Genomic DNA, 25,793 nt, shown 5'->3' on the forward strand with positions numbered 1-25,793 from the left:
TCGCCCGGTCAGCCGCAGCCGCCGGGCTCGTCGTGGTCGAACGAGCCGACCGTGGCGAGCGCCGCCACCGGGAGGCTCGCCAGCAGGTCGGCCGACTCGACCGCCGGGCCCGCACCGCGCAGCGCCAGTACCGCCGCCTCGACGTCGGCGATCCGGTCCACGCCCCAGTAGCGCTGGCGGTCGACGAGGAACAGCGGGATGCCGAACACCTCGTCGTGATGCGCGCTGACCAGCGCTGCCACGCCCAGATCGCGGATCCGGTCGTCGTCGACGGCGGCCATCAGCTCGGCACCGGGCAGGCCCGCCGCGTCGCAGGCGGCCCGCAGCACTGCCGGGTCGCTGATGTTGTCGCCCCGGTCCCAGCGGGCCTCGGTGACGACCTGGTAGAACCGCCGCTCACAACCCAGTTCGCGGGCGCGCAGCCAGCCCAGCGCGGACGGCTCCCACCAGGGCGCGACGTCCACCGGCCAGACCAGGCGGTAGCCGAAGCCGGCGGCGAGCCGCTTGGTGTCGTGCAGGATGTACAGGTGTTTGGCCTTGCTCATCACGGTGTAGTGGAAGTCCGCACCGTGCGCGTCGAGGCCGGCGCGGGTCCGGGCGTCGGGGTCCCAGAAGGGTACGTACTCGAACAGGTCCGCGAAGTCCGGCACGCGCTTTTCCAGCTGCCGCAACGCCATCCAGCTGAACGGGCTCTGGAACGAGAAGTACACCCTCGGCCGGCCGGTCACGGCGCGCTCCACAGCAGCGCGGCCTGCGTCTGCGGGTCCATGACGGCGACCTGGCCGGCGTCGGGGCCGCTGGCCACCCCGTACCCGTGGGTGATCGATCCGGTGGCGGTGTGCACGATCCGGCCGTCGCGGACCACGTAGCAGTCCATCCGGCCGCTGAACATGACCTCTTTGACGATGTCGTCGACGGTGAAGACGGTGTGCAGCTCCTCTTCGAGGTGCGCGTCGGCGAGCAGCCGCACCTGGGAGCGCGTCACGGCGGGGATCCAGTTGCGTTCGGTGAGCATCCGCCGGATCGAGATGCCCCGCTCGGCCAGGTACCGGTGCACCACCTCCTCCAGGTCGCGCACGTAACCGGAGTGCTGGATCCGGTCGGAGAACTGGCAGTGCGGGTACGGGATGGTCTCGCTCCACCGGAAGCCGGGCCGGAACGCGGCGGGCGGCTCGGCCGGTGGGCGCAGGGCGGCGACGCCGGGCACCACCCGGCCGGCCAGCTCCGCGGGCAGCTCCCCGGTGACCCCGGTCGGCGCGACGAACGCGACCCGGACTTTGCCCTTGAGCACGGGCACCGGCTGTCCGTCCCGCTCGACGGTCAGCGTGACGGCGAAGGTGTCCTCGGTGTCGTTGCCGCGCGGCGCGGGCGTCGCCTCGGCGTGCACCTCGTCGTCGACGAAGACGGGGCCGGGCAGCCGCACCGAGTGCTCCACGATGGACAGCTGGACGCCGGCCCCGTGGAACAGCTGGCCGGGGCCCGTCCCGCGGTCGCGGTAGTACTGCAACACCGCGTCCTCGGCCAGGTAGACGAACTGTTTGAAGCCGACCCAGGTGCCGATGTTGGCACCCTCGTACCGCGGCCGGCCGCGGTAGGTCGTCGGGTGGGCGTCGAGCAGGACGGTCATGCGGAAACCTCCAGGGTCGGACCGGCCGGCGACAGTGCCGGCACGACGCGGTCGAGGAACTCGGCACACTCGGCGGCCACCTCGGTCGCCTGCGTGATGTGACAGAAGTGGCCGTAGTGCGGGCGGACGCGCACCTGCGCCGCCGGCAGCACGGCGAGCGAGTTGGCCCGCACCCCGGCCAGCCGCTGGTCGTCCCGCCCGGCCAGGACCAGGATCGGGGTGCGGACCTGCCCCAGCGCGGGCCGCGGCGTGGCGAGCAGCCGGTCGAGCACCAGGTCGGCGGCACCGTCGGGCACCCGCTGCAGGGCCTTGTCGACCATCGTGGCGAGCAGGTCGTCGGCGACGTGGGCGGCGCGGGGGCCGAGCCGGGCCCGCAGCCCGTCGGCCACCACCTGCCGGATCGCCGCCCGGGTGCGGGCGATCAGCACCGGGTGCGGGGCCTGGTCGGCGGGGCGGACCAGCGGCGCGAGCAGGACGGCGGCGGAGACCGTCGGCGGCGCTCCGGTGGCCAGGTGGTCCAGTACGGCGTTGGCGCCGAAGGAGTGGCCGACGAGCACGTCGACGGGTTCGGGCACGGCCGCCAGGGCCCGTCGCAGCCACTGAGCGGGACCGGCCGAGTCCACCAGGGACCGACCGGGGTCGCCGCTCCACGGGGCGTCGACGGCGTAGCAGCGGTAGCCGGGGCCGAGTCGTACGGCCAGGTCCTGCCAGGTGCTCCCGTGGTCGGCCAGGCCGTGCACGGCCGCCACCACCCGGGGCCGCCCGTGCTCCGGGGCGGCGCCGGGCGTGGCGAGCAGCCGCCAGGTCATGTCCGGTCCCCGTCGCGGCACAGCCGTGCGGTGGCGAAACCGTCGCCGGTCGAGCCGCAGGTCAGCACCGCCTCGACCGCGTCCTCGACACCTTCCGGCCGGGTCGCCGGGTCGGTCAGCCACCGGGTGGCGAGCGCGGTCTGCAGCACCCCGGCCGCGCCGTATCCGCCGCCGAGCAGGGCGGCCAGGTCCTGGTCCGGGCCGTCGCCGGTGCCGCAGGCGAGCCGGATGGTCCGCGGCCCGCCGGCCGGGACCGGCTCCGGGGCCCGGTGCCGGCGTACCGAGTGCAGCCGGACCGGGCCCGGCTGCCCGGCCGGGACGAGCACCACGCAGGCGGCCATCCCCTGCGGCGGTCCCGGCGGGGTCCCGCCGGCGGCGCGCAGCCCGGCCGCGATCTCGTCGGCCGGTTCGGCGCCCACCACGACGGCACGGTGCGCCCGGCCGCTGCGCACCAGCAGGGCACCGAGCCGCACCGCGTCGAGCCCGCCGGTCGAGCCGGAGCAGACCATCAGGTTGGGGCCGGTGAAGCCGTACCGGATGGCGATGCTGCTGGCGATGATGTTGCTCGACGCGTTCGGCGCCTGCATCGGGCTCACCCCGCGCAGGCCGCCCGCGCGTACCTGCTCGACGATGTCGCAGACGGTGGCGACGTTGCCGAGGTTGGAGCTGACCACGACGGCGGTCCCGGCGGCGCCCGGCGCCGGCCCGGTCGGCCGGCCGGGCGGCAGGCCCAGGGCTCGGTGTACGGCGCACATGGCGAGCCGCACCGCCGGCTCCTTGAACAGCAGACCCTTGCGGCCGAGCAGGGTGTGCGCCTCGTCGGGACCGCAGTCGGGCTCGGTGGCCGAGGCGATCAGCCGGTCCGGCGCGATCCCGGGCACGTGTACCGCCGCGGCCCCGACCACCACACGGTCACCGCCCATGCCGCACCTCCACCAGGCAGACGGCGTTCACGCCGCCGAATCCGAACGCGTTGACCTGGGCCACCCCAGCGTCGGTGCCGACCGGCCCGCCGATCACCAGGGGCAGCGGGGCCGCCTCGGGGATCGGGGTCCGCAGTCCGACCACCGGCGGCACCTGGCCGTGCCGCAGCGCCTCCACGGCGACCAGCAGACTCATCAGCCCGGCGCTGCCGGAGGTGTGCCCGATCGCGCCCTTGATCCCGGTGACCAGCGGTCCGGGGCGGGCGTCGGCGAACAGCCCGGCCAGCACGCCGGCCTCAGTCGGATCGTTCAGCGCGGTGCCGGTGCCGTGGGCCAGCACCAGCCCGACGTCGGCCGGGCTCAGCCCGGCCCGCCGGTACGCGTCGTCCATCGCGGCGCGCAGCCCGGCCGGGTCGGGCGCCGTCTCGTGGTACGCGTCGCACGACATACCCACCCCGCGCAGCAGCACCGTGGCGTCGTCGGGGGCCCGCTGCAGCACGACGGCCACCGCGCCGTCGCCGAGCAGCACCCCCTTGCGGTCGGCGTCGAACGGCCGTACCGCGTCGCTGGACTCATCCCCGACCCGCCCGATCATGGCGAGCATGCTCTCGGTCATCGCGTCGGCGCCGCAGGCGAGCACCGCGTCCGCCTCGTCGAGCTGGAGCAGGTCGGCGGCGAGCGCGAGCGCGTGCGACGAGGCCGAGCAGGCGTTGGAGACCGTGACGACGTCCTCGACGCCGGGCAACGCGGCGCGCACCGCGGCGCCGAAGTGCAGCGCGTCCAGGTCCGCCAGCTGCCCGTCGCCTCGCCACCGTTCCACCGCCCGCAGCTCACGCAGCCCGGTGCCGACCAGCACGACGACGCGCTGCCGGGCGCAGTCGAGGCCGGCCTCCCGGGCCGCCGCCGCCACGCACTCGGCCAGCCAGGCGCTGGCCCGGTACGGGCGTTCCGGGCCGGCCGCGTCGACGTGGTAGCCGTGGCGGACGTTGACGCCGTCCGGGGCGACGTACCGCAGCGGTTGCCGGCCGGACTCCCCGGCCAGCAACGCCTGGTATGTCTCGGCGGTGTCGCCGAGGCTGGTGCGCATCGCGCTACCGGTGATCGCGAGCCGCACGCCCGGTTCCCTTCAGGACGGCAGCGCCGACGGAGCCGTCGGCGGTGCTGGCGACGATCAGCGAGAGGCACCCGTCGTGCTCCGGCGCGCCCCGCTGGTGGGCCAGCACCGCGGCGACCTGGAGCGCGCCGGCGGCGGTCGGGCAGTTGCCGGCGAGGTCGGTGATGGCCACCCGGTCGGCGTCCGGGCCGACCACCTCGTCGAGCGCCTGCTCCTCGGTGGCGGCGCCGGAGGTGACCACGGTGGCGAGGTCCTGGGGACCGACGTCGGCCTGGTCCAGCACCCGGCGTACCCGGTCGGCGAGCGCCGCGGCGAGGTCCGTCCGCCCTCCGGTGTGGCCGAGGTCGACCGCGAGGATCTCGGCGACCGGTTCGCGGCCGGCGGCGCGCATGGCGGCCGCGTCCTCGACCAGGAAGACCGCGCCGCCCTCGCCGCCGACGGTCGTCGGCGCGGCGGTGGCGTGCTGGGCCCACGCCAGCTGCGGGGTGTACTCGTCCACCGCGCCGACCAGCAGCGCCTCCGCGCGGCCGCGGCGCAGCACCGTCGTGGCGTAGCGGAGCGCGGCCAGGGTCGCCATGCCGCCGCCGGCGAGGGTGGTGTTGACCCCGCGCAGCTGGTGCCAGATGGCCGCCTGGCCGGCCGCGCAGTTGAGCACGGTGTTGGGGAACAGGATCGGGTTGACCAGGTAGGGCTTCTCCTGCACCAGGGTGTCCCGGCTGTAGTCGCTGGTCGACTGGAGGCTGCCGACGCTGGTGCCGAGCACGACGCCGACCCGGTCCCGGTTGCCGTCGTCGACCACGAGGTCGCTGTCGGCCAGCGCCTGGCCGCAGGCCAGCACCGCGAACGCGGTCCGCCGGTCGAGGAAGCTGGTGCCCTTGCGGCCCAGGTGGTCCCGGGCGCGGAACCCGACCAGGCCGTACGCCCGCGGGTCCGGTACCGGCTCCTCGGTCAGCGCGGTCGCGTCGACCGTGCCGTCCCGCCCGGTACGCAGCCCGGCGGTGAACTCGTCGGCGCCCAACCCGAACGGGGAGAGCACGCCCCACCCGGAGACGCCGAGCACGAAGGCGTCGGTACGCGAATCGGTGGTCACGGTCATGCGAGCCGTCCAAGGATCGTGATGGCGTTGTTGCCGCCGAAGGCGAAACCGTTGACCTGGACGATGCGCGGCTGCTCCGGACGCGACTCGTTGGCTACGACGTCCAGGCCGGTCATCGCCGGGTCGGTGGTCACGTGGTTGATGGTCGGCGCGAGGAAGCCGGACGAGATGGCCAGCGCCCCGGCCAGGGCGCTGAACCCGCTCGCCGCGCCCATCGTGTGGCCGAGCATCGACTTCACCGAGCTCATCGGCGGCAGCCGGTCGCCGAAGACGTCGCGGACCGCCTCGTACTCGGCGGCGTCGTTGGCCGGGGTGGCGGTGCCGTGGGCGCAGATGAAGTCGACCTCGTCGGGCTTGACTCCGGCGTCCTGGTGGGCCAGCCGCATGCAGCGGGCCACGCTCGTCGCGTCCGGCGCGGTCGGGTGCTTGGCGTCGCAGGTGAGCCCGTAGCCGAGCACCTCGCAGTAGATCCGGGCGCCACGGGCCCGGGCCGAGTCCAGGCTCTCCAGGAACAGCGCCACGCCGCCCTCGGCGGTGATCACCCCGGCCCGGTCGCGGTCGAACGGCGCGCACCGCTCGGCGGCGAGCGCGCCCAACCGGTAGAAGCCGGCATGGGCCCACCGGCACACCGAGTCGGCCCCGCCGACCAGCATGTAGTCCTGTTCGCCGGTGGCGATGACGTCGAGGGCGTAGCCGAGGGCGTAGTTGCTCGCCGAGCAGGCGGTCGAGACGGTCAGCGCCGCGCCGGTGAGGCCCAGTTCCCGGCTCACCGCCTCGGCGACGCGTCCCGCGGGCAGCTGGCGGGCCAGCCGCTGCGGCGTGTCCGGGTAGCCGTGGGCCAACCAGTGCTCGGTGAGCCGCTCCACCACCTGGGACTCGCCGCTGGTCGTACCCATGCAGACGCCGATCCGGTCGGACCGGTCCGGAAGGTCGGTGGCCCCCGCGTCGGTGAGCGCGAGCCGGGCCGCGGCGGCGGCGAAGAGACTGCTGCGGCCCCAGTCCGCCGGGTCGAGCCGGGTCAGCATGGCCTCCGGCGTGAACTCGTGCACCTCGCCGGCCCGGTCGGTCAGGAAGCCGGTGGTGTCGAAGCTGGCGATCGGCGTGATGCCGCTGCGCCCGGCGCGCAGTGCCGTCGTGAAGGCGTCGACGCCGATGCCGATGCTCGACACCGGCCCGAGCCCGGTTACCACAACCCGTCGGTTCATCACCCAGGAGTCCTTCGTGAGTCCTTGGGCCGCGTCCGTCGGCGAGCGCCGCGCGCCGCCCCGTCATCCGCAGCGTGGTCGGGTTCTCACCGTCGAGCCGCCGCCTTGTGACGGCCTCGCGGCGGCCTCGACGCCGCCTCGAACCCCCGGCCGCGCCGTCGAGCCAACGTAGAGGCCGCTTCGAGGACGGCGGAAAAGCCTTGCCACGGAAGGCGGACGCGGCCGCACCGACGTCCACCGATACGATGCCGATCGACGAACCCGACCACGGGAGGACCGGTGACCCGGAGCACCGCAGCGAGCACCGACGGCCAGCGCGGCGGCGGTTCCACCGATCCGGCGCGGCGGGCCGGTGGCCGAGCTGCTCCCTGGGCCGCGTACGGCGCCTGCGTCTGGTCCGTGCTGTTCGCCGCGCTCAGCTTCTACTGGGCGGCCGGGGGTCGGGTCGGCACCGGCACCATCGGCCCGGCCGTCGAAGGCCCGGCACTGGCCCGGGAGCCCGCTTTCGTGGCCCTGCTGTGGGCCACCGCGGTGCTCAAGCTGGTCGCCGCGGCGCTCGCCCTGGCGCTCGTCGACGGGCGCCCCCGCTGGCTGCCGCGCTGGATGCGGCTGCTCGCCGGCTGGGGCGCCGCCGCCCTGCTGTCCCTGTACGGTGTGGCGAACCTGGCGCAACACCTGCTGATCGTGGCGGGCGTGGTCGAGGTCCCGGCCGGGCTCGGCCGGGCGGCACTGCCGTGGCACCTGCTGCTCTGGGATCCGGTGTGGCTCTCCGGTGGTCTGCTGTTCACCCTGGCGGCAATCCGCTACTCGAGGCTTAGCATACGAACTCTACGGCACAAATAGGTAAACTAGTTCGATCATGTGTCACAAGACCTTGCCCATCCGGTGCGAAACAATGGAGACTTGCCGTTCGCGGGGACAGTTCGGCGAAAGGTAAGAGACCAATGGATCCAAGCGCGCTCGCCACGGGATTCTTTATCGCGAGCGCGTTCCAGGCCCGCCACGACACGGTTCTGGACACTTTCCGTAAGCGTCTGATCGGGGCCTGCGGCCCGATTGGCATCGAGGAAACGCTTCTCAACCAGGCAATTATCCAGGCCCGGCAGGTGCTGGCCGACGTCACTGAGAGCATCCGAACTGGACAGATCCAGGTCGACGAGACGGCGATCGCCCTCGCCTGGCAGGCCGGCGCGGCCCGCGCCATGGGCAACCTGCACCCGGTCGAGTCCCTGCGGGCCGCGACCGAACTGTTCGATCCGGTCCTCGACGCGGTGATCGAGACCGCCGCCGGCCAGCCGGACGCCGCCTGCATCGTCCGGACCGCCACCCAGGCCCTGCAGCGCAGCGTCATGACCCGCGTCCGCTGGGCTTCCGAGGCGTACGTCGGGTTCCTGCTCGACCGGGTCCAGCAGGCGCAGCTCGCCGAGCGGCGCCGGATAGCCCGCGAACTGCACGACCGCGTCGGCGGATCGGCCAGCGTCGTGACCCGCAACCTGGAACTGGCCAAGGCGTACGCGGACACCGACCAGGACCGGTCGCACGACAAGGTCGACGTCGCCTACCGGGCCAGCGTGCAGACCCTGGAGGCGGTCCGGGGGGTGGCCACCGACCTGCGGCTGGAGTCCAAGTTCGACAACCTGGAGCAGGCCCTGCGCGGCTTCCTCGACGTCATGGGCGAGGGCAACGCGGCAGTCGACCTCGCGGTCAGCGGGGACGAAGCCTGGATCCCCGCCGAGGTGCTGGCCGAGGTCTTCCTGGTGGTCCGCGAGGCGCTACGCAACGCCTTCCGCCACTCCGAGGCGCAGACCATCCTGAGCCACGTGGACATCGCGCCGCACGAGATCCGAGTCTGGGTCAGCGACGACGGCGTGGGCTTCGACCCCGACCACGGCGGCCGCACCGGCGGCAGCGGGCTGGCCTCCATGGGCGAACGGGTCGAACTGCTCGGCGGCAAGCTCTTCCTGCACAGTTCGCCAGGTCGCGGCACCCGGGTCGAGGCCTTCATCCCACTCTCAGGGACCTCGCGATGACATCGTCCGGCCAGCCTCCCGCGCCCACCAGGATCCTCCTCGTCGACGACCACGCGCTGTTCCGGCACGGCCTGCGCGAGCTGCTGTCGATGGAGCCGGACCTGACCGTGGCCGGCGAAGCCAGCACCGGGGCCGAGGCGGTGGCCTTCGCCGCCGCGCACCGGCCCGACGTGATGCTGCTCGACGTCGGCATCCCCGGCGACCACGCCGCCACCACCATCGCCCGGACCCTGGCGACTGCGCCGGCCACCCGCATCGTCATCCTGAGCATGTTCGACGAGCCCACCGTGGTGCGGGAACTGCTCGGCGCCGGAGCCCGCGCGTACCTGCTGAAGAGCGTGACCCGCGACGACCTGGTCGCCACGCTGCGCAGCGTGCGCACCGACGCCGGCCGGATCATGCTGTCGATCTCGCGGGAGAGCTTCGAGCAGGTCAGCGACGCCGGCGCGCGGATCCTGTCCGACCGCGAGGTGGAGATCGTCAGCCTGGTCGCGCAGGCCTACAGCAACTCCCAGATCGCCCGGCGGCTGGACATCACCGAGGGCACGGTCAAGCGGCACCTGCGCAACGTGTTCACCAAGCTGGGCGCGGTGTCCCGGATCGACGCGGTGAACAAGGCCATCGCCATGAACCTGGTCAGCCCGGAGAAGCCGGCCGTCCCGCGGCCACGTGGGTGACCGCGGGCGGCGGCTGACACCGTCGGCGCCCTCGATCGCACGCGGGACCGAGGGCGCCGGCCCGGCGGTCAGCCGGCGGCGACGAGGAGCCGGGCGGGGCTGCCGTTCAGCACCTGCCGCTGAAGTTCCTGCAGCTCCGGCGTCGGTTCCAGGCCCAGTTCGTCGGAGAGGGTCTGCCGCAGGCTCCGGTACGCGTGCAGCGCCTCGGCCCGCCGGCCGCACCGGTTCAGCGCGGTGATCAGCTGGGCGTGGAACCATTCGTTGAACGGGTGCGCCGCGACCAGGGCTCGCAGCTCGGTGATCAGTTCCCGGTAGCGACCCAGCCGGGCGTCCGCCTCGATGCGCAGCTCCAGCGCCCGCATCCGCACCTCGGCCAGGTGCGCGAGGTCGGCGGCCATCCAGTCCTCGACGTTGACGTCGTCGAGCACCGGCCCCCGCCACAGGGACAGGGCGGTACGCAGGCGCTGGGCCGCCTCCGCCGCCTGCCCGGCGTCCAGCAACGCCCCGCCCTCCTCGCACAGGCGGGCGAAGACGGTCGCGTCGAGCTGCTCCTCGTCGAGTGACAGCAGATATCCCGTCGGCCGGGTGATCAGCAGCTGATCAGCGGAGCCGGCCACGCCCACCCGCTCGAATAGCGCCCGGAGCTGGTACACGTACGTCTGGGTGGTGGTGGCGGCGCTCCGGGGTGGCCGGTTGCCCCACAGCCAGTCGAAGATGGCGTCCTGGCTCACCGTCTGATTGGCCCGGAGCAGCAGCAGCGCGAGGACCGCACGGACCTTCGGCGCGGTGGGGGTGCAATCCACGCCGTGGTGTCGGACTTCCAGGCTGCCGAGGATGTTGAAGCGGAGCATTTTGTACCCTCTTCTCTACGCATCTGACGTAGACGCTAACTGCCGGTGAGCCCGTCTCAAGCCCTTCTGCGTCCAAGGTGAACGTACGCGCTACTCATCGGACCTCATCGATACTACTTTGGTGGTACGCCACCACCCCCCTAAAGGCCTTGACTTTTCAGGCATCGAAGCTGCTGAGCGTGTAGGACAGTTTCACAAACAGTTCCCAAGCAGCCCTCCGGGCACCGACAACCGACTACCCGCAGCCGGAGAATGCGATTGCGATTCGCGTTCACTCCCATTTCACCGACGCGCCCACCGCCAACCGGCGCCGGCACATCCACGGTTCACTCCGCCCGGGCAGACCGCTCGGCGAGAGCCTTGATGGTGAGCAACTGCTTGCGGCCCATGAGCGCGTCACCGACCGCCAGCGCCGCCCGCCGAGCCTGCTCGAAGACGGTGGTGGCACCGACGTCGAGCCGCCCGACCAGTCGGGTGCCACCCGCGGCCGGCGTCACCCGGTAGGTGACCGCCACCTCGCCGTAGCTGCGCCGGTGCCGCTGGGCGATCACCCCGGTGAGATGCCCGTCCGGGACGAACTCCACCACTTCGAAGATCAGGAACTTCTGACCGAGCGCCAACTCCTCGGCGCCCGGGGTGAGGGTCCGGGGACTGCGCCGGCCCAGGTTGTCGACCAGGTCGTAGCTGTACGGCGCGACCTTGAGTTGACACAGCCACCGGTACACCAGCGGGACGGGCGCCGCCACGTCAACCGCACGGACGAACGAGCGGAACGGCACCGCCATGTGGCGGTCGCACGGATAGTCGGCCGCCACCTCCTCCGGGGTGGCGTTCCACACCCGGGGGTCCCACCGCCGGAGTCTCTCTCGCAACACAGCTGATCGCCTCTATCCCACCGGCCTGGCCGCACCATCGCCGGTCGTTGGTCGGATGATCCTGGAAGCATCGACCTGACCACGACCGGGTCGAGGCAGCATCGACGACCGGTCGGACGCCACCGGCGACAACGGGCTGGTGAGCCCGCACCAGGGAGCGCCGGGTGGCATCATCGGCCCATCCCTGTGGTCGAAGTTGCGCTCGGTGACATCACCAGCGAGGACGTCGACGCCATCGTCGCCGCGGCGAACGAGTCGCTGCTGGGCGGCGGCGGGGTGGACGGGGCGGTCCATCGGGCGGCCGGGCCGCGACTGGCCCGGGCGGGTGCCGCGCTGGCACCCTGCGCACCGGGCGAGGCGGTGGCCACGCCCGCGTTCGACCTGGACCCACCGGTACGCCATGTCATCCACACGGTCGGTCCGGTGTGGGAAGGTGGCGACCACGGCGAGGCCGGCATCCTGGCGTCGTGCTACCGGCGCAGCCTTGAGGTCGCCGATGAGACCGGCGCCCGCAGCGTGGCCTTTCCCGCCATCGCCACACCACCACCGGCGCCTACGGATTCCGTAACCTGTCAGTGCGTTGTAGCGACTGATCGGCATGTCCCGCCTTGCGGTGGGACGGTCCCGGTCTTGTCCGCCTGGGCGGGGCCGGGTTGACGCTTCGTAGCCACCGACCCGCCGGGGCGGGTCTTACGGTCGGCTCCACGTCCTGCCACCGGGCCACTCCCGGCGGTGGTTGCCTCACGCGCGATCGCGGCGAGGTTACGTGCGGCGTTCAGGTCCCGGTCGAGGGTCAAGCCGCAAGAGTCGCAGATGTAGGTTCGGACACGCAGCGGCAGCTTGGCTTTCACCGCGCCACAGTCCGAACAGGTTTTGCTGGAGGGATACCAGCGGTCGGCCAGGATCCGCCGGCCGCCGTTGCGTTCTGCCTTGTACGCGACCTGTCGGCGGATCTCACCGAAGCCGGCGTCCGCGATCTGTCGGGCTAGCCGCCGGTTGCGCAGCATGCCGGCCACGTTGAGGTCTTCGACCACGATCGTGCCGTACTTGCCGGCGAGGCGGGTGGTGAGTTTGTGCAGGCCGTCACGGCGCAGGTTCGCCACCCGTGCGTGCGCTCGAGCGACCTGCTGGCGGGCGTGTTCCCACCGATTCGAGGGCCGCTGACCGGTGCGCCGGTCCGGCCCGACGCGCCGGGACATCTGCCGGGCCAGGCGCCGCATCCGCTGGGCCGCCTCGTCCAGGTGCCGGGGGTTGGGGACGAGTTTGCCGGTGGACAGCACCGCCAGGTGGGTGATTCCCACATCGACGCCGACCACCGCCTGCGGGCGTTTCGGGGTGCGCTCGGCCCGCTCGACCTCGACGCAGAACGCGACATGCCACCTGCCGCCGTCACGGCGCACGGTTGCGGACAGGATCCGAGCCGTGCCCGCCTCCAAACGGCGGGCAAGCTTGCGGGCGGACTCGTGCAGCTTCAACCGGCCCAGCCGGGGCAGCACGACATGCTTGCGGTCCGCCTCCACCCGGATCGCGCCGGTCGTGAACCGGACGCTGGGGGTGGCGCGACGGCGGGACTTGAACCGCGGAAATCCCACGCGCCGGCCGGCGCGCTTGCCTGCCCGGGAGTCGGACCAGTTCTTCAAACCGCAGGCCAGGTTGTCCAGGCCGGTGTTGTACGCCTCCTTGGAACACTCCGGCCACCACGGCGCCACCTCCGGCTTCGCCTGGTTCCACGCCTTGCGCAACTTGGCCAGACTCCAGCCGACGGTCGGGGTGAGCAACTCCTCAGGCACCCCGTAGGAGCGTTCCGCGGCGCGCTGGTCCATGACCGCCTTCACCCTGGCGAGGGCCCAGTTGTACGCCACCCTGGCCGCGCCCGCATGCGCCAGCACCGCCCGCTCCTGAAACGGCGTCAGGTCCAGAGCGAACCGGTACGCCTGTATCACCTTCACGACGGCGGGTCCTGCGTGGTGGCCGCCTCGACCGCCCGACGCGCCCGATCCGCAGCAGCCCGACGGCCGTACAGACGCGCGCACATCGACGTCAAAATCTCCGTGACGTCCCGGACCAGGTCGTCGTCGACCTCCGCCGGGTCGACCACCAACAGCCTGCGGCCCTGCGCGGTCAGCGCCGCCTCGACGTACTCGGCACCGAAGCGGGTGAACCTGTCGCGGTGTTCCACGACGATGGTCGTGACCGTCGGGTCGCGCAGCAGGGCGAGGAACTTTTTGCGGTGCCCGTTCAGTGCGGATCCGACCTCGGTCACCACCTGCGACACCGGCAGGTTCTGCCCGGTCGCCCACGTGACGACCCGAGCGACCTGCCGGTCAAGGTCAGCGCGCTGGTCGGCGGACGACACCCGGGCGTACACCACCACCCGCTCGGCGCCAGCCGAGGCAGCAGGTAGCGGCTCGCCCACCATGATGAGTCGGCCCAGCCGGTAAGTAGGAACGGGCAACGTCCCCGCCGCGTACTGCCGCCGCGCGGTGACGTACGCGATGCCCTGAGACGCCGCCCACTCCTTCAAGTTCACCCGGTCACCATAGCACACGTAAGGACACCAGAGAGCACTCAATCGCGAGCAGTTGTTAACCCCGCCGACCAGGCGGCGACGATCGCGATCTCGACCGTCCGGGCAACCCCGACGACGGCCGAGCAGGTCCGGCTCGTCGCCTTCGACCAAGCCACGCACGACCTGCTGACCGCGGCGCTGCACGGCTGACGTCGGCGCGGTCGCCACGAGCAGCCCCGCCCGGAGGCACGTCCCGCGCCCCGGGCGTCGCGGCTGGTTACGGGTCCACGAGCGTGACGCGGCCGGTGTCGAGGTCGTACCGGCCGCCCACCACGCGCAGCGCACGCTGGTGCACCCGCTCGGCGATGATCGGGCTGCGCTCGACCAAGCCCCGGACCTGCGCCCGGACGTTGGCCCGCACGGCGTTGTCGACCGGGTCCCCAGGCTGCTCGAGAACCGGTGCCACGATGGGACGCAGGGCCTCCACGATCGTGCCGATGTGGCCCGGCGCCGTGCCGCCGGATCTGATGGCGTCGATGGTGGCCGTGATGGCCCCACAGCGCTCGTGCCCGAGGGCGATGATCAGCGGGCTGTGGAACTCCTCGACCGCGAGCTCCACGCTGCCCAACAGCAGGTCGTCGACGATGTTCCCGGCCACCCGGTTGTCGAACAGGTCGCCCAGGCCCTGGTCGAACAGCACTTCCGGGGCCACCCGGGAGTCGGCGCAGCCGACGGTGACGGCGAAGGGGTGCTGGCCCGCGGCCAGCCGGTGCAGGTCGTCGAGGCTCTGATGAGGGTGCCGGCCATGCCCGGCGACGAACCGGTGGTTGCCGCGCAGCAGGCGGCGCAGGGCCTCGTCCGGCGTGACGGCGGGTTGAGCGGCCGCCGCGGCGACGGCGGGTTGAGCGGCCGCCGCGGCGACGACGGCGGCGCCACCGGTCGCGAGCAGCGACCGACGGGAGAGACGAGAGAGCTTCACGGTGATCTCCTGGAGGTAGGGTCAGCTATTTCCTACCACCGCTGTCCACAGTGTCCAGTGTGTTGCGGAGAACCTCAGACGAGATGGCCCGGCAGTTGGCATCGCCAGGCGAGCGACGCCGAGGATGAGGAGCACCAACCCCATCTCTGCCGCCCAGGCATCTACGATCACGCCATGACTGAGGCCGCGATCGGTTTTGGCTACAAGCTTCAGTGGCTCGCGGTGCGTGGCCAGGGCGCTGCTGATGTCGCCGCGGCGCTCCGCCTCAGCCGTCCCGCTCCGTCCACCTGGCGTGAGGCTGTGGCCGCTGCCTATGACGGACACGGCCGCTGGCTTCTCACACCACGGCTCGATGGCTGGACGCTCGCCGCTTCGCAGGATGTTCCCGCTCCCGAGGACGACCGGTTCGCCGCCTGGCTGGCGGGGCTGAGCCGCCTCCTCGGTGAGGTGCAGTACTTCGGAACTCATCGCGTTGTCGAGTATCACGGATGGGGTCGCGCCCGGGCCGGAATCGTGGAGCGAGCATTCGCCTACCTCGGCGAGCGCGATGAGGTGCTGTTTCAGGTAGGACATCCGACAGCGGACGAGCAGGCCCTCGGAGTCGGAACCGCCTACGGCGAGGACCAACCGTGGCCAGAGGGCGATGATGGGTGGTCGTGGCCCGATGAGGAAGCCGTACTCACGCTCGCGGGGCGATGGAGCATCGACCCCCGGGACTTGGAGGGTGCCACGGTTCCCGGGCATCCCTGGATCGCCTCGGCGGTCCAGACGCGTCCATAGTCACTCGCACCCGCCACCATTCGGCCAGGCACTCAAGCCGATGATCGCTTGCGCGCACCGCGGCCATGAGCGCAAGGAACGACCCGTCGAGGGATTAGTAGTCCTGTCCTCGCTTGGCCGTCAGGTCGGTAGGGCGTCACCGATCGGATCGCGCAATGAGGTCGGGGAGAGCAACGGCCGGAGTGGGCCGTCGTCGACGACCCCCGGCAACCGCCGCGCCACCCCGGCGAGCAGGTCGGCGACCTGGACGCGCGGATCGTCCCGGGAGTCGACCATCACCAGCCCGGCCAGCGGCGATCCCCCGGCCGGCGACAGTCCGGCGCTGTCGGCCAGCACCTGCTGGAGGCGGCGCAACCGGTCGGCCGTGAGAGCGCTCTGCTCGTCGTGGATCACCAGCACCCGCCGCCCCCCGCCGCTCCAGAACAGGACGGTCTCAGCCAGCGCCGGCAACATCGGCTCCAGCGGTGGCGGGATCGACCGGTCGTTGCCGTGCAGCCGGGCCTGGACGTTGGCCACCCGGGCCCGGTCGAGTCCGAAAAGGACGGCCTCGGCCGGCGCGCCCAGCGCGTGTCGTAGCAGCACATCCCGTGACTGGAAAAACCGTTCCACGCTGCGGTGATCCGGCCGGTCTCGCCGTTTGGTCCGGAGCATCTCGACGAAGGCCGCGAGGAAGACCCCCCAATCGGAACCGGCCGAGCGCCTGGCCCGATACAAGGCGAGGGCCGCCGAACGGTGTTCCTGGGTCAGGCGGGTACCGGCCGCGTACGACGGCTCGGTCAGCAGCAGGTCGACGATGCGGGTGACGAGGAAGTACTGCTTGTCGACCAGGTGGACGTGTGCCCGGCCGCGCAGCGCCGCCAGGAACCACTCCAGCACCTCACCCGCTTCGGGCCGGCGGAGGAACTGCCGGGACTTCAACTCGTACGGCGAGAACCGGAAACCGGACCGCAGTGTCGCGATCAGCCCCGCCGCCTCCTCGCCACACAGGTCGACACTCGCGTGGGTGATCACGGGGGTGGCTGGATCAAGCAGATTGGTGCCGGAGAACCCTGACTCGTCACAGGCGATCTCCACGACTGCGCCGGCCACCGCATCCACCGGCGGCAGCCCACCCTGAAGCGGCAACCTCATGCCCGGTCCCCTGCCATGCCGACCATGGTCGCCGACCCATCCCGATCGGACCACCCAGTTTGGCTCCTCGGGCACGAGCGCTGTATGAACGGCTCGGCTTTACGGGGTGACACTCAGTTGGTAACCCAGCTATGAAAGAGGGCGCATCCATCGATACATGTGCCCTCTGAGCTGGGCCGGGACGGCCGGATTTGAACCGACGATCCCTTGATGGCCCGGATGATTCGCCACACGTCGACGCACGTCACGCACGTCATCCCCAAGATCAGGCCGGGTAGCCGGCGGCATGCCGACCACCATCGCGCACGACGTGTGGCTCCCACCTGGTCCCCGGGCGCTGACACACTTGGCGACCGCCGGGGCCCAAACACCCGACACCCGCCTTGAACGATCGAAGCTAATTCGGAAACTCTTCCGGAGATCTGGAAGTTTGTCGCGGAACCCAGTCGGGTGATGCTCGCGTCCCGTCTCCGAGCGCCGGGCCGCCGCCGTGCCGGCGCTCATCGCCGCTCCCGAGCCGGTCCAGGACCACGCGCATCCGGGTCGCGACGTCGGCGCGGGGCAACTCCACGCACCGATAGCCGACTTCCCGGTACGCCTCGACGATCGCCGCATGTATGCCCTGAGCCTGCTCGAAGCTTTCCCACCGCGCCTCGTCGCGTCGGTAAATCGCGCGCCATGGCGGTGCCACGAAGACCGTCGGGTGATACCGGAAGCGTGCGACGGCGGCGTGGAAGTGAGCCGGCACCGGCTCCGCCCGGGCTCTGATGAATCCGACGGTGCAGGGAATCGCATGGTCGAAGAAGGCGGTCCCACCGGTCGCGCTGGCGTCCGCGTGAGCGCGCATCCCCAACGCGAGCACCAGTTCGTCGAAGAGGGCGGGGGCCTTCCAGGGAAGCAGGCCGCCACCGATCGCACGTTGGTCGGCGACAATGGCGCGACCCGCTTCGGGGACCACCCGGAATCCGGCCAGGTGCAGCGCATTCACCAGAGCGGTCTTGCCGGTCCCCGGCCCGCCCGTGATGACGACGAGGCGGCTGTCCTGCGTTTCGTGGTCGCTCATGGCCCGCGTTCCCCCGTCGCCACCTGATCGTGTAGCGGCGCAGTCGTCTCCCGGCAGATCGACAAGCGTCCCTGATCAGCTTAGCGATCCTCGGGCAGGGGCAGAATGTGCTGAAGGCGGATTGGCCGTGTCGCCGCAGGGTCATCGCGGTCGCCGCGTGGCAGCATCAGCTCATCTGGCGCCACAGGACGCAGTCGTATCGGAGACGTTCATGGGATCCGCCCGCCACTTCACGGCTGCCGCGATCGTGGTCGACGACGACCATCGAGTGCTGCTGGTCCGTCACAACAAGATCGGAATGTGGATCTATCCGGGTGGTCACCTGGCCGAGCAGGAAGATCCGGTGGAGGCGGCGGTGCGCGAGGTCCGCGAGGAGACCGGCATCGACGTCCGTGTCGTCGACCGGCAGCCGTTCGTCCATCCGGCGGCCCGGACGATTCCTTCTCCGTTCGCCATTCTCGAGATAGACATGAAGACCGCCGCGCTCGAGGTTCACCACCATGTGGAGATGATCTACGTCTGCCGGCCGGGCGAGGGTTTGCTGCGTCCTCAGCTGAGCGAGGTCAGCGCCTGCCGCTGGTTCTCGGCGGCAGAGGTCGAACAACTCGACACCCCACCGGAACTGCCCGCACTGGTAGCCGCCGCGATCAACTGGCTGGGGACCCGGGGCCAGGAATAGCGTCGCCGACGCAATCGGAATCGCGACACTTCACACCCGAGTGTGGGCATGGGACCATCCGCTGGGGCTTCCATCCGCCGACAGCGAGGGGCCACGCATGACAGACCGCGAGTCCGGTGCCCACTCTCTCGATAACCTCACCATCTCCCTCACGCTGGCCTGTAACCAGGCATGTCGACACTGCTGGGTCGACGCCGGAAAGGCACAGCCTGGCGAGCTCGACGATGACGAGATCCGGTCAGTCCTCACGCAGGCGCGTCGTCTGGGTGCTAGGCACGTCAAGTTCACCGGCGGCGAACCCCTGCTGCGTCCGGGCTTCGTCGCCCTGCTGCGCGCCGCTTATGACCAGGGGTTCCGAATCTCGCTGGAGACGAACGGTACCGTCCTGAGCGACGCGACGCTCGGGGAACTCACCCGGATCGGCGATCGGCTGCACCTCTACGTCAGCCTGGACGGCGCATCGCCGGCCACGCACGAATCCTTCCGTGGGCAGCGCGGCGCGTTCGCCCGTACGGTCGACAACCTTCGCCGCCTGCGCGACAACGGCCTCTACTTCTCGATCCACACGGTCGTCCGGCGGCGTAACCTGCACGAGATCCGCGACATCCTCGAACTGGCCGGCGACCTGGGCGCGTCCCAGCTGAAGCTGATCCTCGGCGTGCACGAGCTGGGGCGTGGACACGAACTCGCCGAGGACGTCATCGACGCCGGCGAGTTGTTCGACCTCTTGGCCGATCTGCCACCGCAGCGCCTCTGGGACTACGCCTGGGACCCGCAACGATCCCGGACGCCGGTTCTGATGACCACCCTCCCGCCCGCCTTCCAACCGGGCGGCGCGGTGACCACCTGTGGTTGGAGCAGGTCCTTCCTCGCCGTACTCGCCAACGGTGACGTGGCCATCTGCCAGGGCATGTACGAGTTCGACCAGGCCAAGGCCGGCAACGTTCGCCAGCGCTCGCTGGCCGACATCTGGCACGACAGTCCGCTGTTCACCAGCACCCGGGCCTGGCAGGTCGACGACCTGGACGGAGTCTGCGGCAACTGCGCCGTCGCCGAGTCGTGTCGCGGCCTGTGCCGGGCAAGCGCTATCGCCCGCTACCGCGATCTGCGTGCCCCGTATCCGCTCTGCCAGGTGCTCTACGACGCTGGCCACTTTCCCGTGGCCATGCTGCGGGACACCGCTCGTGCCACCCCGTACGCCGAGGCGCCGCCGGCGATCCCGGGCTCGCCGGGTCGGCGTCTGCTCCCGCTGACGGCGCTGTCCACCGCCGGCCCCGGTGGTCCATGAAGCAGGCGGTCTTCGTGGCGCCGCGCCACGTCGAGGTCCGGGACGTGCCCGAGCCTCGGCGCGGCGTTCAGGAGGTGCTGGTCTCGGTCGGCGCCTGCGGGATCTGCACCTGGGAGCAGCGGGTGTTCCGCGGTGTCCGCCCCGAGTACCCGCTCCTGGGCGGGCACGAGGTGGGCGCGGTCGTCGTCGACGCGCCTTCTTCGACCGGCCTGCGGTCGGGAGAGGTGGTTGCCGTCTCGCTGCTCCCGCGTTGTGGTGACTGCCCGTTCTGTCGGTCCGGACGGAGCAACCTGTGCTCGTACGCGAACGCCGGAGGCCCGCAGCGGCGGCCCCACGGGCCGAAGGGCCTGTCCGACCTGCTTGTGGTCCCGCATGTCGACGTCTTCCCCGTCGGAGCGGCGGCGACGTGCCAGGACGCCGCGTTGGTCGAGCCGACAGCCTGCGTCGTCCACTCGCTCGATCGAAGCGGGTGTCGACCGGGAGAGTTGCTCGCCGTGTTCGGTCTCGGGTTCACCGGGGCCCTGCACCTTGCCGCCGCCCGAGCCCGCGGCCTGCGTACGGTCGGCGTCGCGACAGCCCGCGACGTGGACGCGCGTGCGCCGGTCGAGGCGGACGTGGTGATCGAGGCGGACGGGCGGGACCCGGTGCGGAGCATCCGCGCCGCGGTCGGAGCGGAGGTGGCGGCGGCCGTCGTCACCCGTGGCAGCAGCGCTTCGGTCGAAACGGCGCTGGAGATCGTCCGACCCGGCGGTCAGGTGGTCCTGTTCGAGTCCGTGGCCCCATCCGTCCCGCTCAACCTGAACCTGCCGCGCCTGCGCACCGGAGAGATCGTGCTGACCGGCTCGGTGAGCCACACCCGCGAGGACTTCGCGGCAGCCGCGTCACTGGTGGCGTCCGGGGCCGTACCGACCGGGGGACTGGTGGGCCGGGCCTTCGAACTGGCGGACGTCCAGCAGGCGATGCTCCACGCCGTGGCCCATCCCGGCCGCCGGACGATGGTGGTGCCGAGGCCCCGGTGACGGCACCGATCCATCTCCCCCGTCCGTCCGGTGAGGAAGTGGCACCGGAGCCCTACCGTGCTAGGCATGCTGGCGGATCTGCTCGTGCGAGCCGTGGAGACGGCGGTCGGCGCCCACCTTCGCAAGCGCGGCTTCGACCGGCGGCTGCGAGCGGCCACCGAGCGCGCGGTGGACCGTTTCCGGGACCGGCATCTGTCGGTCGATCGGGAACTGACCTCGTTCCTCCTGGACGATGCGCCGGTCCTGGACCTGCCCAGTGTCGGCGAGGCCCTGCGCCAGCTCGTGTTGTACCCGGCCCGCTCGGAGGACCAGGCGAGCCACGACTTCGCGCAGGTGCTCCGACGCTTCGCCCCGTCGGTGGACGAGGCGAGAGTCGACCGGGCGCTGCAGGAACTGGTCCGCTGCCTGCGCGACGAGCTGCAACACCTGACGGAACTCCAACCGTCCTTCGCCCTGATGTACCAGCAACAACAGCTCGAGGTGCTGAAGGCGACGGCCCGACCTACCTCCCCGTCGCAGAGTGACCGATCGCCGCGGCACAACCTGCCACACCGGACGTACCACCGGCTCGTGGGGCGGGCCACGGAACTTGAGCTCGTGCTCAAGCGGATGCGTCCCGAGGACCGGACGTGGGTGGTCGTCATCGACGGCATCGGGGGAGTCGGCAAGACGTCGCTGGCCCTGGAGGCGGCGTACCAGCTGATCGACGGCGACCCGGGGCGACGGCAGTTCGACGCGGCGATCTGGGTCTCGGCGAAACAGACACTGCTGACCGCACACGGCATCAACTCGCGGCAGCCCGAGCTGGTCGTACTGCGGGACCTATTCACCGTGGTGGGCTCGGTGCTCGAACGCGGGGAGCTGCTCCAGATGCCGTTCCGCGAACAGCGGGCCGTCATCCGGGAGCTGCTCTCCGGTGACACCAGGGTGCTGCTCGTCGTGGACAACCTGGAGACCGTTGACGACGACGAGATCGCCGCCTTCCTGCGCGACCTGCCCCAACCCACCAAGGCGATCGTCACCTCCCGGCACCGCCTGGACGTCGCCTACTCCCTGCGCCTGTCCGGGCTGCCGCAGGACGAGGCGGCGCAGCTGATCGCGGCCCAGGCCGACCAGCGTGACCTCGTGCTGAGCCAGGCCGAGGCATCCGCTCTCACTCGCAAGACGGGCGGCATCCCGCTCGCGATCGTCTGGAGCCTGAGCCTGATGAACCTGGGGCACTCGGTCGAGTCCGTGCTCCGACGTCTCGGCTCCGGCCACAGCGATATCGCCGCCTTCTGCTTCCGAGAGAGCGTCAGGGCCCTGGAGGGCACGGAGGCGTTGTGGGTGCTCTCGGCGATCGCGATGTTCGAAGAACCTGTGGACCGCACCCTTCTCGGCCGGGCGGCGGGCCTCGGCGAGGACGTCGTCGCCCGGGACGACGGGATCCAGACGCTCATCCAGCTGTCGCTGATCGATCTTCGGGCCAGCATGTTCACGCTACTGCCGCTGACGCGGACCTACGTCGAACGCCTCCTGGACGAGCACCCCGACCTCCGCGACCGCGTTCGTACCGCCTGGCTGACCGCCATGCTGGAGGTCGCCGCCCAGTACCGGCTGCCCGATCCGAGCTGGCGCGATCTCGGTCGGTTGCGCTCCCTCGGCCCGCACCTGCAGGTCGCGTACGCGTGGGCGCGGGACAACGGACAGGTCCACCACGCGCTGGCGCTCGCCGGTGCCGTGCTGGCCGACCTCGACTGCGCGGGCCGGTGGGACGACCTGCTCACGACCTGCGCGGAAGTGGAAAGCTTCGCCTCCTCCACGGCCGCCGACGATCTCGTCCTGCACAGCGGCTGGTACCAGAACTGGATCCACGCGCAGCGAGGCGAGTTCGACCAGGCGTGGCTCGCGCTCGACCGGGTCTCGCACCTGGCGAAGACGCCCGAGGAGCGGTTGCGCCATCAGGTCTGCTGCGCGCAGACGTGCCGTCGGGAGGGGCGCCACGAGGAGGCCGGCGCTCATCTCGACCAGGCGCGTGCGTTGGTACCCGACCTCACCATGCCGGCGGCGTCCAGCCTGGTGGCCCACCTGACGTTCGAAGCGGGGAAGCTGGCACGCGACCTGGGGGACTGGGACGCGGCCGAGCGCGCCTTCCGCGAAACCAGTCGGGTGTTCGACCCCGAGGCCGTCACCCGGGCGCTGGCCGACGGCGAGACGCCGACCTACGACCCCGAGTGGGCGGTACGCGTTCTCGGCAACCTCGGCGTGGTCGAGCATCGCCGCAACAACCTCGCGTCGGCCTCGGCGTTGCTCCAGCGGGCGGTCGACTTCACCCGGAAGCACGGCAGCTCATCCAACCTGGCCACCCTCCTGATCCGCCTCGCCGACGTCCAACTGGACCAGGGTCGACTCCACGAGGCTGCCACGACCCTGAGCGAGGCGACCCGGCTCGCCGGCCGGCTGCGGATGCGGGAGGAGATGAGGGCCGGCGAGCGGCTGGCGCTGAAGCAGCGCGGTCTCGGAGAGGCGGCGGCACCCGCGCGGGACTCCGGATCGACGCCCACCGGATGAGGCCGCAGAACTCTGAAGAATGGCATCCAACGGTTGCTCAGGTACGCGGCACAACGGCATCCGACAGAACCCGGCGGATGGTCTCGGTGCTTGCCGTCCCCGGCCGGACCTCGTTGTCCCGGATCCGGCTCTCGATCTGCCGCAACGTCGGCCGGCCGGCATCCCGGTAGTGAGCCTGACGCCATGGACCGGATCTTGACGGCTAGCTAGTCCGGATACGACGAGAGGGCATATCCGCTAATTGGACATGCCCTCTCGTGCTGTGTCGGGACGGCCGGATTTGAACCGACGGCCCCTTGTTACCAACCGTAGCCGTACCGAGGTTGTCATCGATTGTCAAAAGTAGGCATTGAGCTGCACACACACGGCCGAGCGATGATCGCTTCCTGTCACTGTTCGTCAGCGTTGAGCCAGGGTTTTCGGGGGGTAAACGGGGGCTACCGCCAGGACGATTCCCAGCATCACCGGACCCACTCCCCCACAACAGGAGTGGACCCTCGTCGATCTGACGACCAACTTGCACTCACCCATCGCGATGCGCTTGCCGTACACGTAGGGGTTTGCGTCCGTGGGGCGAGTTGAACCCAACTACATGGTCAGAATCGCTGCCGACCTGCAATTGTGCTGACCGTTGGATGCCCTGCCCGCTGTGTCCATTCGGTCATCGGATCGGGACTGCGTTATTGGTCCTGCTCGTTCAGCCGTTGCGCGACGGCTTGGTAGTCCGCGTCGGTGAGGCCGCGGCGTGGGTCCACGCGGTGCAGGAGCGCGGTAGCGTTGTGGTTCGCTGCTACTCACGTCCGGTCGGCGTCTGTGATCTCGTCGTCGACTCAGGCGAAACGGCGTCCTGAGGCCCACTCGAAAAGGCGGCGCGTTTTCCAGTGCTGCCGGCCGCCGTCGTCGTCTTCGTCTGGCCAGTCGACGACCGGGAGTTGGGGTAGGCCGAGCCGTGGTGCAAGAACCTCGTTTGCCTCGGTCATCCAGGTCGTAGCCCAGACGAGATCACAAGGCAACGCAGCAAGCTGGCGGCCGTGTTCGGTGTCGAGACCTGCCAGCAGAGGGTTGGCGTCATCGCCCATCGCGCCTGGGGCGCGGCCGAAGGGCAGAAGCGTCCCGTCCACGTCGAGAAGCAGCAGCGGACGATCAGTCACTGCGCGGCGCCGATTCCATGCTCGGCCAGACGGCGTACACCCGCCTCGCCGAAGTCCACATCCGGCCAGAGCTGGTGCGCGACCCAGTCCAGCCACCCGCGCGGCGGCTCATCGGCCTGCAAGTAGGCAATCCTCGCCCCCTCGTCCATGGGCCCAGACTCCCACCAGTGCCACCAAACCATCAGATGCCGCTCGCCGTCACCCATGCGCCAGCCGATGCTGAACCGCTCGATCTGCGGGTACGCCCGCCACGGCGGCAGGACCCGCCCATGGGCATCAAGCTGTTCCCGTACGGCAGCATCGAGGAGCTCGCGGGTCCGGTCGTCCAATGTTCGGCGCTCCTCAGCTCAGCTCTATGACGGGCCGGGTCAAAATTCCGTCGGCGCACCCGTCGTCAGATGCGAGCCACTGGCCGAACTCCTTGTCGCGGTAGGCGGTCGCAAGGGTGAGCCAGCCCAGGAGGAATCCGCTGCCCCCACACGTGGTGCTGCCGCCATCGCCGCCGCACACGATCGTGCGCGCGGTGGTCGTCTCATACTTGTATGGATCCTGCCCGATCGCCAAACCCCACAGGTTCTTCTGCCTGTGCGGACCGGTCTTGTAGTCGAACGGGTAACCGTCGTTGGGGCAGTCATCGCCCCAGCGGAACAGGGTTGTCGCACCGGCTCCACACGCCCACTCCCAATCATCCACAGTGGTCGTCCGCAAGCCGATGCTCTCGAGCCCGGCCATCCCCTCGTCGTAGGAGACCTCCCGGATCGCTCGGGCCCGCACCACCTGCCCGGTCTGGTCAAACTCCACCTTCAGCCCACCAGCAGAATGGAATGTGCTCACCCCGCCGAGCCGACTCCCCACCGACGCGACGAGTTCGCGTACCCGAGGGTCGTCCGGCGCCAGCGGAATCTCGCAGGGATCGAACGCTTCCACCGCGATCAGCATCGCCGGCATCTCGGCGCTGCGTACCGGCGAGGTCATCGCGTCGACGTACTCTGCCAGCGGTGGAAGACCGCACTCGCCGGCGCTGTCGGCGTAGCTGGCGACCTGGTCCGGGACGGGTTGGAATCGGGCCGCGTCGTATCCGAGAGTCGGCTGCCCGCCGGGTACAAGAGCGAACCGCATCCCGTCACGGTCGAACAGCGCCATCCGGTGCGACCGCCCCACGTACGCCGTGTTCTCCAGGCCCACCACAGTCAGGTCGTGTCGGTCGGCGATGTCCTGAGCCATCCGGCGGGCAGCGCCGTCAGACAGGTCGTTCCACTGCTCGAAGCTGAGGTCGGCGTACGGCACCGCGCAACGATAGATCCGAAGACACCGATCGCACAGTGGGCCGGCCTCAACACTGAAGCACCAGGCGCACGAGGCGGGGCACTGGGAGATCGCTGTGGACTCTCGCTCGTGAAGGGACCTCACTCGCCGGGGCGGCTGCTGAGCAGCCAG

Annotated in this window: 24 protein-coding genes and 2 pseudogenes; 9 read left to right on the forward strand and 17 right to left on the reverse strand. The window is 70.9% G+C overall.

Annotation, left to right across the window (positions count from 1 at the left end; genetic code table 11):
• Nucleotides 1–8 precede the first annotated feature (8 nt).
• The 7 genes from A6A27_RS21680 to A6A27_RS21710 are packed head-to-tail and all read right to left on the reverse strand — an operon-like array spanning nucleotide 9 to nucleotide 6,774.
• On the reverse strand, nucleotides 9–728 hold the full coding sequence (locus tag A6A27_RS21680) for a 2-hydroxychromene-2-carboxylate isomerase (RefSeq protein WP_073836513.1): 720 nt from the start codon (nucleotides 726–728) through the stop codon (nucleotides 9–11).
• Nucleotides 725–1,627: a thioesterase family protein gene (locus tag A6A27_RS21685; protein WP_073836475.1), complete on the reverse strand. Its 903-nt coding sequence runs from the start codon at nucleotides 1,625–1,627 to the stop codon at nucleotides 725–727. Before A6A27_RS21685 ends, A6A27_RS21680 begins: the two co-directional genes overlap by 4 nt.
• Complete coding sequence (locus tag A6A27_RS21690) at nucleotides 1,624–2,436, reverse strand: alpha/beta fold hydrolase (RefSeq protein WP_073836476.1); 813 nt, start codon at nucleotides 2,434–2,436, stop codon at nucleotides 1,624–1,626. Before A6A27_RS21690 ends, A6A27_RS21685 begins: the two co-directional genes overlap by 4 nt.
• Nucleotides 2,433–3,359: a beta-ketoacyl synthase N-terminal-like domain-containing protein gene (locus A6A27_RS21695; RefSeq protein WP_073836477.1), complete on the reverse strand. Its 927-nt coding sequence runs from the start codon at nucleotides 3,357–3,359 to the stop codon at nucleotides 2,433–2,435. Before A6A27_RS21695 ends, A6A27_RS21690 begins: the two co-directional genes overlap by 4 nt.
• Nucleotides 3,349–4,473, reverse strand: a complete 1,125-nt coding sequence (locus tag A6A27_RS21700) for a beta-ketoacyl synthase N-terminal-like domain-containing protein (protein WP_443189990.1) — start codon at nucleotides 4,471–4,473, stop codon at nucleotides 3,349–3,351. Before A6A27_RS21700 ends, A6A27_RS21695 begins: the two co-directional genes overlap by 11 nt.
• Complete coding sequence (locus tag A6A27_RS21705; RefSeq protein WP_083672759.1) at nucleotides 4,451–5,569, reverse strand: beta-ketoacyl synthase N-terminal-like domain-containing protein; 1,119 nt, start codon at nucleotides 5,567–5,569, stop codon at nucleotides 4,451–4,453. The genes A6A27_RS21700 and A6A27_RS21705 overlap by 23 nt, the downstream gene beginning before the upstream one ends.
• Nucleotides 5,566–6,774, reverse strand: a complete 1,209-nt coding sequence (locus tag A6A27_RS21710; RefSeq protein WP_073836478.1) for a beta-ketoacyl-[acyl-carrier-protein] synthase family protein — start codon at nucleotides 6,772–6,774, stop codon at nucleotides 5,566–5,568. Before A6A27_RS21710 ends, A6A27_RS21705 begins: the two co-directional genes overlap by 4 nt.
• A 279-nt stretch (nucleotides 6,775–7,053) precedes the next feature.
• On the opposite strand from A6A27_RS21710, the gene A6A27_RS21715 reads away from it, so the two are divergent.
• The 3 genes from A6A27_RS21715 to A6A27_RS21725 all read left to right on the forward strand — a co-directional run bounded on the left by A6A27_RS21715 (nucleotide 7,054) and on the right by A6A27_RS21725 (nucleotide 9,481).
• Nucleotides 7,054–7,617: a DUF3995 domain-containing protein gene (locus tag A6A27_RS21715; RefSeq protein ID WP_073836480.1), complete on the forward strand. Its 564-nt coding sequence runs from the start codon at nucleotides 7,054–7,056 to the stop codon at nucleotides 7,615–7,617.
• Nucleotides 7,618–7,718: 101 nt separating this feature from the next.
• Nucleotides 7,719–8,804, forward strand: coding sequence for a sensor histidine kinase (locus tag A6A27_RS21720; protein WP_073836482.1), 1,086 nt, complete (start codon nucleotides 7,719–7,721; stop codon nucleotides 8,802–8,804).
• Complete coding sequence (locus tag A6A27_RS21725; protein WP_073836483.1) at nucleotides 8,801–9,481, forward strand: response regulator; 681 nt, start codon at nucleotides 8,801–8,803, stop codon at nucleotides 9,479–9,481. The genes A6A27_RS21720 and A6A27_RS21725 overlap by 4 nt, the downstream gene beginning before the upstream one ends.
• 68 nt (nucleotides 9,482–9,549) lie before the next feature.
• Here the strand turns inward: A6A27_RS21725 and A6A27_RS21730 are convergent, their stop codons facing one another.
• Nucleotides 9,550–10,332, reverse strand: a complete 783-nt coding sequence (locus tag A6A27_RS21730) for an AfsR/SARP family transcriptional regulator (RefSeq protein ID WP_073836484.1) — start codon at nucleotides 10,330–10,332, stop codon at nucleotides 9,550–9,552.
• Between the two features lie 326 nt (nucleotides 10,333–10,658).
• Nucleotides 10,659–11,204: a hypothetical protein gene (locus tag A6A27_RS21735; protein WP_073836516.1), complete on the reverse strand. Its 546-nt coding sequence runs from the start codon at nucleotides 11,202–11,204 to the stop codon at nucleotides 10,659–10,661.
• Nucleotides 11,205–11,387: 183 nt separating this feature from the next.
• On the opposite strand from A6A27_RS21735, the pseudogene A6A27_RS21740 reads away from it, so the two are divergent.
• A pseudogene (locus A6A27_RS21740) lies at nucleotides 11,388–11,813 on the forward strand (macro domain-containing protein); the annotation flags it as partial.
• On the opposite strand, the gene tnpB reads toward A6A27_RS21740, so the two are convergent.
• The 3 genes from tnpB to A6A27_RS21755 all read right to left on the reverse strand — a co-directional run bounded on the left by tnpB (nucleotide 11,780) and on the right by A6A27_RS21755 (nucleotide 14,695).
• The gene (gene tnpB / locus A6A27_RS21745; RefSeq protein WP_073836486.1) at nucleotides 11,780–13,156 is read right to left on the reverse strand and encodes an IS607 family element RNA-guided endonuclease TnpB; all 1,377 of its coding nucleotides are present in this window, start codon (nucleotides 13,154–13,156) and stop codon (nucleotides 11,780–11,782) included. The pseudogene A6A27_RS21740 and the gene tnpB sit on opposite strands and share 34 nt — an antisense overlap.
• On the reverse strand, nucleotides 13,153–13,737 hold the full coding sequence (locus tag A6A27_RS21750; RefSeq protein ID WP_073836518.1) for an IS607 family transposase: 585 nt from the start codon (nucleotides 13,735–13,737) through the stop codon (nucleotides 13,153–13,155). The genes tnpB and A6A27_RS21750 overlap by 4 nt, the downstream gene beginning before the upstream one ends.
• A 256-nt stretch (nucleotides 13,738–13,993) precedes the next feature.
• The gene (locus tag A6A27_RS21755) at nucleotides 13,994–14,695 is read right to left on the reverse strand and encodes a carbonic anhydrase (RefSeq protein ID WP_073836487.1); all 702 of its coding nucleotides are present in this window, start codon (nucleotides 14,693–14,695) and stop codon (nucleotides 13,994–13,996) included.
• A gap of 174 nt (nucleotides 14,696–14,869) precedes the next feature.
• Here A6A27_RS21755 and A6A27_RS21760 point away from each other — a divergent pair, with 174 nt between their 5' ends.
• On the forward strand, nucleotides 14,870–15,475 hold the full coding sequence (locus A6A27_RS21760; protein ID WP_073836489.1) for a hypothetical protein: 606 nt from the start codon (nucleotides 14,870–14,872) through the stop codon (nucleotides 15,473–15,475).
• Between the two features lie 120 nt (nucleotides 15,476–15,595).
• On the opposite strand, the gene A6A27_RS21765 is transcribed toward A6A27_RS21760, so the two are convergent.
• Entirely contained in the window at nucleotides 15,596–16,606 is a 1,011-nt protein-coding gene (locus A6A27_RS21765; RefSeq protein WP_073836491.1) for a hypothetical protein, read from the reverse strand.
• Nucleotides 16,607–17,003: 397 nt separating this feature from the next.
• Nucleotides 17,004–17,669 (reverse strand): AAA family ATPase, encoded by a 666-nt coding sequence (locus A6A27_RS21770; RefSeq protein WP_073836492.1) that lies wholly within the window; start codon nucleotides 17,667–17,669, stop codon nucleotides 17,004–17,006.
• Between the two features lie 127 nt (nucleotides 17,670–17,796).
• On the opposite strand from A6A27_RS21770, the gene A6A27_RS21775 reads away from it, so the two are divergent.
• The 4 genes from A6A27_RS21775 (at nucleotide 17,797) to A6A27_RS21790 (ending at nucleotide 23,205) form a co-directional block, all read left to right on the forward strand.
• A complete protein-coding gene (locus A6A27_RS21775; RefSeq protein ID WP_241825384.1) occupies nucleotides 17,797–18,348 on the forward strand; it encodes an NUDIX hydrolase in 552 nt (183 codons plus the stop codon).
• Between the two features lie 97 nt (nucleotides 18,349–18,445).
• On the forward strand, nucleotides 18,446–19,636 hold the full coding sequence (locus A6A27_RS21780; RefSeq protein WP_073836494.1) for a radical SAM/SPASM domain-containing protein: 1,191 nt from the start codon (nucleotides 18,446–18,448) through the stop codon (nucleotides 19,634–19,636).
• On the forward strand, nucleotides 19,633–20,655 hold the full coding sequence (locus A6A27_RS21785; protein ID WP_073836495.1) for a zinc-dependent alcohol dehydrogenase: 1,023 nt from the start codon (nucleotides 19,633–19,635) through the stop codon (nucleotides 20,653–20,655). The genes A6A27_RS21780 and A6A27_RS21785 overlap by 4 nt, the downstream gene beginning before the upstream one ends.
• A 66-nt stretch (nucleotides 20,656–20,721) precedes the next feature.
• Nucleotides 20,722–23,205 (forward strand): tetratricopeptide repeat protein, encoded by a 2,484-nt coding sequence (locus A6A27_RS21790; RefSeq protein WP_073836496.1) that lies wholly within the window; start codon nucleotides 20,722–20,724, stop codon nucleotides 23,203–23,205.
• Between the two features lie 680 nt (nucleotides 23,206–23,885).
• Here A6A27_RS21790 and A6A27_RS46095 read toward each other — a convergent pair.
• The 3 genes and pseudogenes from A6A27_RS46095 to A6A27_RS21805 form a co-directional block, all read right to left on the reverse strand.
• A pseudogene (locus tag A6A27_RS46095) lies at nucleotides 23,886–24,356 on the reverse strand (HAD domain-containing protein).
• A complete protein-coding gene (locus tag A6A27_RS46100; protein WP_073836497.1) occupies nucleotides 24,353–24,685 on the reverse strand; it encodes a hypothetical protein in 333 nt (110 codons plus the stop codon). Before A6A27_RS46100 ends, A6A27_RS46095 begins: the two are co-directional and overlap by 4 nt.
• A 13-nt stretch (nucleotides 24,686–24,698) precedes the next feature.
• A complete protein-coding gene (locus tag A6A27_RS21805) occupies nucleotides 24,699–25,643 on the reverse strand; it encodes a hypothetical protein (RefSeq protein ID WP_073836498.1) in 945 nt (314 codons plus the stop codon).
• Nucleotides 25,644–25,793: the final 150 nt, after the last annotated feature.

The sequence above is a fragment of the Micromonospora sp. CB01531 genome (genome assembly GCF_001905095.1).
Lineage (GTDB): Bacteria > Actinomycetota > Actinomycetes > Mycobacteriales > Micromonosporaceae > Micromonospora.